This window comes from Kluyvera sichuanensis (assembly GCF_014218705.1).
In the GTDB taxonomy this organism is placed as follows: domain Bacteria; phylum Pseudomonadota; class Gammaproteobacteria; order Enterobacterales; family Enterobacteriaceae; genus Kluyvera; species Kluyvera sichuanensis.
Map to the genome: position 1 here is coordinate 1 of NZ_JABBJF010000096.1, position 312 is coordinate 312.

Consider the following 312-nt stretch of genomic DNA (forward strand, 5'->3'; position numbering starts at 1 on the left):
TGACCCCATGCCGAACTCAGAAGTGAAACGCCGTAGCGCCGATGGTAGTGTGGGGTCTCCCCATGCGAGAGTAGGGAACTGCCAGGCATCAAATTTAGTGTGCTGATATGGCTCAGTTGGTAGAGCGCACCCTTGGTAAGGGTGAGGTCCCCAGTTCGACTCTGGGTATCAGCACCAGTTTTTCGGGTTAAAGTTTGGCACTTAGTAAAGAATTTGTCTGGCGGCTGTAGCGCGGTGGTCCCACCTGACCCCATGCCGAACTCAGAAGTGAAACGCCGTAGCGCCGATGGTAGTGTGGGGTCTCCCCATGCG

General features: G+C 55.8%; 1 tRNA gene and 2 rRNA genes. All 3 read left to right on the forward strand.

From position 1 onward, the window contains the following. Positions 1 to 87 (forward strand): 5S ribosomal RNA (rrf, locus tag HII27_RS26915); the annotation flags it as partial. 14 nt (positions 88 to 101) lie between these two features. Continuing rightward, a tRNA-Thr gene (locus HII27_RS26920) sits at positions 102 to 177 on the forward strand. Between the two features lie 39 nt (positions 178 to 216). Continuing rightward, positions 217 to 312: ribosomal RNA gene (gene rrf / locus HII27_RS26925) — 5S ribosomal RNA — on the forward strand; the annotation flags it as partial.